This window comes from Enterobacter cloacae complex sp. 2022EL-00981 (assembly GCF_028737495.1).
Lineage (GTDB): Bacteria > Pseudomonadota > Gammaproteobacteria > Enterobacterales > Enterobacteriaceae > Enterobacter > Enterobacter cloacae.
Genome location: NZ_JAQZRK010000024.1, coordinates 75,181 through 81,635 on the forward strand (window position 1 = coordinate 75,181; position 6,455 = coordinate 81,635).

Here is a 6,455-nt window from a genome sequence, read left to right on the forward strand (position 1 = left end):
ACTGGTGCCATTGTAACAAATGCACCATCAATACCAATGTTTAATTCTTATACAGGTCGTGAAGAAGAACGAAGGGGGGATTTTTCTGCTGCTGATGCCACAGGCTGCTGACGCCCGGCTCACCCTGCGCCACGATGGCATCGCGAAACTCTGCGCTGCTTAATAATTCACGCCGTGGATACATTAACTCAAGCAGGGGAAGATCAATACCGGAGATCACTTCGCAGCAGTCGTGTTTGTGGCTCAACAAAGCGGCCGCGCGATACGGCGCAGCGCCAGATTTATCGGTGAGAAAGATAACGCCTTCGCCAGTGTCGGTTTCATGCAGGGCATCACACATCATCCGGCTCAGCATGTTGGTGCTCAGACCTTGCCAGTAATTCACCGCACGACACTGCGCCAGTGGACCAAACCTGGCTTCAAGCTTTATCAACATCTCCTGCGCCTGTTCATCGTGGCAGGTAATGACCCATCCCAGCATAACTCTCTCCTTAGCAGGCGAGTAGTTTAGCGAAGTGAAGATTAGCTTACGGTGATAACAGTCAAAGAAAAGGCCCGGCAACCAGAAAGTCACCGGGCGGAAGGTTAGCTGCGCAGTCCGCGTCCGCGCTGGATTAAGTACCAGCACAGCAGGTAGAAGGCGACGATAAACACCACCAGCACCGCAACGGTAGTGAACAGCGGTACGTCAGTAATGCCGAGGAAGCCGAAGCGGAAACCGCTGATCATGTAGACAATCGGGTTCAGGTGCGACAACGCCTGCCAGAACGGCGGCAGCAGCGTCAGGGAATAAAACACCCCACCCAGATAGGTCAGCGGCGTCAGCACAAAGGTCGGGATCAGGCTGATATCGTCAAACGTTTTGGCAAACACCGCGTTCAGCAGACCGGCAAGCGAAAACAGGATCGCCGTCAACAGCAGCGTCAGCCCCACGAACAGCCAGGAGTGCACCTGGAACGGCACGAAGAACAAGGAGATAGCCGTCACCAGGATCCCGACGCACAGGCCGCGCGCCACACCACCGCCAACGTAACCCGCGATGATTACATGCGTTGGCACCGGTGCCACCAGCAGTTCCTCAATGTTGCGCTGGAACTTAGCGCTAAAGAAAGACGAAGCCACGTTGGCATAGGCGTTGGTGATCACCGCCATCATGATCAAACCCGGAACGATAAACTGCATATAGGTAAAGCCATGCATCTCACCAATGCGGGAACCAATCAGATTACCGAAGATGATGAAATAGAGCGTCATGGTGATCACCGGCGGCACCAGGGTTTGTACCCAGATGCGCATAAAGCGGTTAATCTCTTTCGCCCAGATGCTTTTCAGCGCGACCCAATAAAGATGCGTCATGCCTTGTCTCCTTGTTTATCCTGCACCAGAGAGACAAACAGCTCTTCCAGTCGGTTCGCTTTGTTACGCATACTTAAAACCTGAATGCCCTGAGCACTCAGCTGGGAGAAGACGCTGTTAATGCCCTGCTCCCGCAATACTTCCACCTCCAGCGTGGAGGTGTCGACCAGGCGATACTGGTACCCTTCAAGCTTCGGCAGCGCGCTTTTTGCCGCCAGATCCAGAATGAACGTTTCTGATTTGAGCTTCGAGAGCAGATCCTTCATTGAGGTGTTTTCCACCAGTTCGCCGTTCTGAATGATGCCGATGTTGCGGCACAGCATTTCCGCTTCTTCAAGGTAGTGCGTCGTCAAAATAATGGTGGTGCCTTTGTCGTTGAGATCTTTCAGGAACCCCCACATTGAGCGACGAAGCTCAATATCTACCCCAGCGGTGGGCTCGTCGAGGATCAGCAGTTTTGGCTCATGCATCAGCGCACGGGCAATCATCAGACGCCGCTTCATGCCGCCAGACAACATACGCGCACGTTCGTTACGTTTTTCCCATAGATCAAGCTGCTTCAGGTACTTTTCGCTGCGAGCTAACGCTTCTTTTCGCTCAACGCCGTAGTAGCCCGCCTGGTTAACGACGATCTGCTGCACCGTCTCAAACGGGTTGAAGTTGAACTCCTGCGGTACCAGACCGAGCTGACGTTTGGCGTTGACCACATCTTTTTGCAGATCGTAGCCAAACACGCAGACCCGGCCAGAGGTCTTATTGACCAGCGAGCTGATAATGCCGATGGTCGTCGATTTCCCCGCGCCGTTCGGCCCCAGAAGCGCATAGAAATCCCCCGCTTCTACTTTGAGATCTATCCCGCGTAGCGCCTGAACGCCGCCCGGATAGGTTTTTTTAAGCTGCTCAAGCTCCAGTGCAATCGCCATGAATTAAACTTACCTTAGGTTCTGACACACGTTGTGTGGTTTCATTAAAAGTCGGGTTACCCTATAGTAGCGCAACGCAATCACTTGGTTACAGGTCGCTAACCTCCATGAACAACATAGATACACTCATCAGCAACAATGCACTATGGTCAAAAATGCTGGTGGAGGAAGACCCCGGTTTTTTTGGAAAGCTCGCGCAAGCGCAGAATCCACGCTTTCTCTGGATTGGATGTTCCGACAGCCGTGTTCCGGCTGAGCGACTGACGGGCCTTGAGCCCGGCGAACTGTTTGTTCACCGTAACGTTGCCAACCTGGTGATTCATACCGATCTCAACTGCCTGTCTGTCGTTCAGTACGCCGTAGACGTCCTGGAGGTCGAGCACATCATTATTTGCGGTCACTACGGCTGCGGCGGCGTGCAGGCCGCTGTGGAAAACCCGGAACTGGGGCTCATCGATAACTGGCTGCTGCACATCCGCGATATCTGGTTCAAACATAGCTCACTGCTGGGTGAAATGCCGCAGGAGCGCCGGATGGACACGCTGTGTGAACTGAACGTGATGGAGCAGGTGTATAACCTGGGTCATTCAACGATCATGCAGTCAGCGTGGAAGCGCGGGCAGAAGGTCTCTATCCACGGCTGGGCGTACGGCATTCACGACGGCCTGCTGCGCAATCTGGAAGTGACCGCCACCAACCGCGAAACGCTGGAGCAGCGTTACCGTTCGGGCATTGCCAACCTCAAGCTTAAGCATGTGAACCATAAATAAAGCGGGGATTTTCGCCCTCTCCCTGTGGGAGAGGGCTGGGGGGCCGCACTAATCGTCCAGAAGCACAACCTTCCCAACATACGGCAGATGGCGGTAACGCTGCGCGTAGTCAATACCGTAACCGACGACGAACTCGTCCGGAATAGAGAAACCAACAAACTCCACCGGTACCTGCACTTCACGGCGGTCTGGTTTATCCAGCAGAGTACAGATGGCCAGGGATTTCGGCTCACGCAGGCTCAGGATCTCGCGCACTTTAGAAAGCGTGTTACCGGAGTCGATGATGTCTTCGACGATCAACACATCTTTGCCACGAATATCTTCATCCAGATCTTTCAGGATTTTCACATCACGGGTTGTGGACATGCCGCTGCCGTAGCTGGAGGCGGTCATAAAATCGACCTCATGCGACACCTGCACTTCACGACACAGGTCTGCCATGAACATGAAAGAGCCACGCAACAGACCAACCAGCACCATTTCGCTGCCGCTGTCCTTGTAATGTTCGGTGATTTGACGACCCAGTTCGGCGATACGCGCTTTGATCTCGGCTTCCGGGATCATCACTTCAACAGTATGTTTCATATTACTAACCATATGATTTTGATGAAAATCTCTCAATGCGGATGAGTGTTATTCCGGCATCGATACGCAAGCCAGCCATTATATCAGCAAATGGCTAAGCCTGGCGTATGAGTTATAAAAAGCAAATATTGTGATTCCGATCACACTTGTTAATACCTATAATTAGTTGCTAGCAAATTATTAACAAAAACTGACGAGTACACTTTCTATGGCTGAAACAAACTCTAAACAGCCGCGTCTACTGGTGACACTAACAGCGTTATTCGCCGCCTTCTGCGGCCTGTACCTGTTAATCGGTGGCGTCTGGCTGGTCGCAATTGGCGGCTCCTGGTACTACCCCATTGCGGGCCTGGTTATGCTTGGCGTAACTGTTCTGCTCTGGCGTAGAAAACAATCCGCACTGTGGCTTTATGCGGCATTACTCCTCGCAACCATGATCTGGGGCGTCTGGGAAGTCGGGTTCGACTTCTGGGCACTAACGCCACGCAGCGACATTCTGGTCTTCTTCGGTATCTGGCTGATCCTGCCGTTCGTCTGGCGTCGCCTGATTGTGCCTTCCAGCGGTGCCGTTGCGGCGCTGCTTGTCGCTCTGCTAATCAGTGGCGGTATCCTGACCTGGGCCGGCTTTAACGACCCGCAGGAGATCAACGGTACGCTGAATGCAGAATCTACCCCTGCGGCGGCTATCTCGCAGGTGGCTGACGGCGACTGGCCAGCGTATGGCCGTAACCAGGAAGGTCAGCGCTACTCCCCGCTGAAGCAGATCAACGCGGACAACGTGAAAAACCTGAAAGAAGCCTGGGTATTCCGTACCGGCGATCTGAAGATGCCAAACGATCCGGGTGAACTGACCAACGAAGTGACGCCAATTAAAGTGGGCAACATGCTTTATCTGTGTACGGCGCACCAGCGCCTGTTCGCGCTCGACGCGGCCACCGGTAAAGAGAAATGGCACTTCGATCCGCAGCTGAACTCCAACCCGTCGTTCCAGCACATCACCTGCCGCGGTGTCTCTTACCACGAAGCGCGTGCGGATAATGCCAGCCCGGAAGTCATTGCCGACTGTCCTCGCCGCATTATGCTGCCGGTGAACGATGGCCGCCTGTTCGCGATTAACGCCGAAACGGGCAAGCTGTGCGAAACCTTCGCCAACAAAGGTATCCTGAACCTGCAGACCAACATGCCGGACACCACGCCGGGTCTGTATGAACCCACCTCACCGCCAATCATCACTGATAAAACCATCGTGATTGCTGGTTCGGTCACGGATAACTTCTCTACCCGCGAAACCTCTGGCGTTATCCGTGGTTTCGACGTGAATACCGGTAAACTGCTGTGGGCCTTCGATCCGGGCGCGAAAGATCCTAACGCGATCCCGTCTGATGAACACACCTTTACCTTCAACTCGCCAAACTCCTGGGCACCGGCTGCGTATGATGCGAAGCTGGATCTGGTCTACTTGCCAATGGGCGTGACCACGCCTGATATCTGGGGCGGTAACCGTACCCCTGAGCAGGAACGTTATGCCAGCTCCATTCTGGCGCTGAACGCGACCACCGGTAAACTGGCGTGGAGCTACCAGACCGTACACCACGATCTGTGGGATATGGATATGCCGTCCCAGCCAACGCTGGCGGACATTACCGTTAACGGCAAAACCGTTCCGGTGATTTATGCTCCGGCGAAAACCGGTAACATCTTCGTACTGGACCGTCGTAACGGCGAGCTGGTTGTGCCTGCACCGGAAAAACCGGTTCCTCAGGGCGCGGCTAAAGGCGATTACGTCACTAAAACGCAGCCGTTCTCCGAACTGAGCTTCCGTCCGAAGAAAGACCTCAGCGGCGCAGACATGTGGGGTGCCACCATGTTTGACCAGTTGGTGTGCCGCGTAATGTTCCATCAGCTGCGCTATGAAGGCATCTTTACCCCGCCTTCTGAGCAGGGCACGCTGGTCTTCCCGGGTAACCTTGGGATGTTCGAATGGGGCGGGATCTCCGTTGACCCTAACCGCCAGGTAGCGATCGCCAACCCGATGGCGCTGCCGTTTGTCTCTAAACTGATCCCACGTGGTCCGGGTAACCCGATGGAGCAGCCGAAAGACGCGAAAGGCAGCGGTACCGAAGCCGGTATTCAGCCGCAGTATGGCGTACCGTTTGGCGTGACCCTGAATCCGTTCCTGTCTCCGTTTGGTCTGCCGTGTAAACAGCCTGCCTGGGGGTATATCTCCGGTCTGGATCTGAAAACCAACCAGATCGTGTGGAAAAAACGTATTGGTACCCCGCAGGACAGCATGCCGTTCCCGATGCCGGTTCCGGTGCCGTTCAACATGGGTATGCCAATGCTGGGTGGCCCAATTTCCACCGCTGGTAACGTGCTGTTCATCGCGGCAACCGCAGATAACTACCTGCGCGCGTACAACATGACCAACGGTGAGAAACTGTGGCAAGGCCGTCTGCCAGCCGGTGGGCAGGCAACGCCGATGACCTATGAAGTGAATGGCAAGCAGTACGTTGTCATCTCTGCGGGCGGTCACGGTTCGTTTGGCACGAAGATGGGCGACTATATTGTCGCGTATGCGTTGCCGGATGACGCAAAATAAATGCAAAACGGCAACCTCGGTTGCCGTTTTTTATGTTTGTTCCCTCTCCCACCGGGAGAGGGCCAGGGTGAGGGCATCAGGCCACACCTGCGAAATGTAGATACTGTTATGCCACGCAAGCATTTTTCTCGTGCAGTGTGGCATCGAACGGGCGTCCTGATTTCAGGACGCCATACGCCACCTGCGCCAGCTTACGCATCATTGCTCCGATTATCAGCTTCG

At 54.5% G+C, this 6,455-nt stretch carries 6 protein-coding genes; 2 read left to right on the forward strand and 4 right to left on the reverse strand.

The genetic code is table 11. The features are described from left to right. Nucleotides 1-40 precede the first annotated feature (40 nt). The 3 genes from PUZ33_RS18555 to PUZ33_RS18565 form a co-directional block, all read right to left on the reverse strand. Nucleotides 41-481: a PTS sugar transporter subunit IIA gene (locus PUZ33_RS18555; protein ID WP_013095618.1), complete on the reverse strand. Its 441-nt coding sequence runs from the start codon at nucleotides 479-481 to the stop codon at nucleotides 41-43. Between the two features lie 104 nt (nucleotides 482-585). Then, nucleotides 586-1,356 carry an ABC transporter permease gene (locus tag PUZ33_RS18560; RefSeq protein WP_013095617.1) on the reverse strand — a complete coding sequence of 257 codons (771 nt, stop codon included), beginning with the start codon at nucleotides 1,354-1,356 and terminating at the stop codon, nucleotides 586-588. Continuing rightward, nucleotides 1,353-2,279, reverse strand: coding sequence for an ABC transporter ATP-binding protein (locus tag PUZ33_RS18565; RefSeq protein WP_013095616.1), 927 nt, complete (start codon nucleotides 2,277-2,279; stop codon nucleotides 1,353-1,355). Before PUZ33_RS18565 ends, PUZ33_RS18560 begins: the two co-directional genes overlap by 4 nt. A gap of 107 nt (nucleotides 2,280-2,386) precedes the next feature. Between PUZ33_RS18565 and can the strand changes: the two genes are divergently transcribed. Then, nucleotides 2,387-3,049, forward strand: a complete 663-nt coding sequence (gene can, locus PUZ33_RS18570; RefSeq protein WP_013095615.1) for a carbonate dehydratase — start codon at nucleotides 2,387-2,389, stop codon at nucleotides 3,047-3,049. Nucleotides 3,050-3,097: 48 nt separating this feature from the next. On the opposite strand, the gene hpt is transcribed toward can, so the two are convergent. After that, a complete protein-coding gene (gene hpt, locus PUZ33_RS18575; protein ID WP_062676987.1) occupies nucleotides 3,098-3,634 on the reverse strand; it encodes a hypoxanthine phosphoribosyltransferase in 537 nt (178 codons plus the stop codon). 208 nt (nucleotides 3,635-3,842) lie between these two features. Between hpt and PUZ33_RS18580 the strand changes: the two genes are divergently transcribed. Continuing rightward, nucleotides 3,843-6,233: a glucose/quinate/shikimate family membrane-bound PQQ-dependent dehydrogenase gene (locus tag PUZ33_RS18580; RefSeq protein ID WP_058680721.1), complete on the forward strand. Its 2,391-nt coding sequence runs from the start codon at nucleotides 3,843-3,845 to the stop codon at nucleotides 6,231-6,233. The last annotated feature ends 222 nt before the right edge of the window (nucleotides 6,234-6,455 follow it).

Bases quoted from the DNA above. Each gene is read 5' to 3' on its own strand.
- PUZ33_RS18560 (WP_013095617.1), bottom strand. From the start codon at position 1,356: ATGACGCATCTTTATTGGGTCGCGCTGAAAAGCATCTGGGCGAAAGAG.
- hpt (WP_062676987.1), bottom strand. From the start codon at position 3,634: ATGAAACATACTGTTGAAGTGATGATCCCGGAAGCCGAGATCAAAGCG.
- PUZ33_RS18580 (WP_058680721.1), top strand. From the start codon at position 3,843: ATGGCTGAAACAAACTCTAAACAGCCGCGTCTACTGGTGACACTAACA.
- PUZ33_RS18565 (WP_013095616.1), bottom strand. From the start codon at position 2,279: ATGGCGATTGCACTGGAGCTTGAGCAGCTTAAAAAAACCTATCCGGGC.
- PUZ33_RS18555 (WP_013095618.1), bottom strand. From the start codon at position 481: ATGCTGGGATGGGTCATTACCTGCCACGATGAACAGGCGCAGGAGATG.
- can (WP_013095615.1), top strand. From the start codon at position 2,387: ATGAACAACATAGATACACTCATCAGCAACAATGCACTATGGTCAAAA.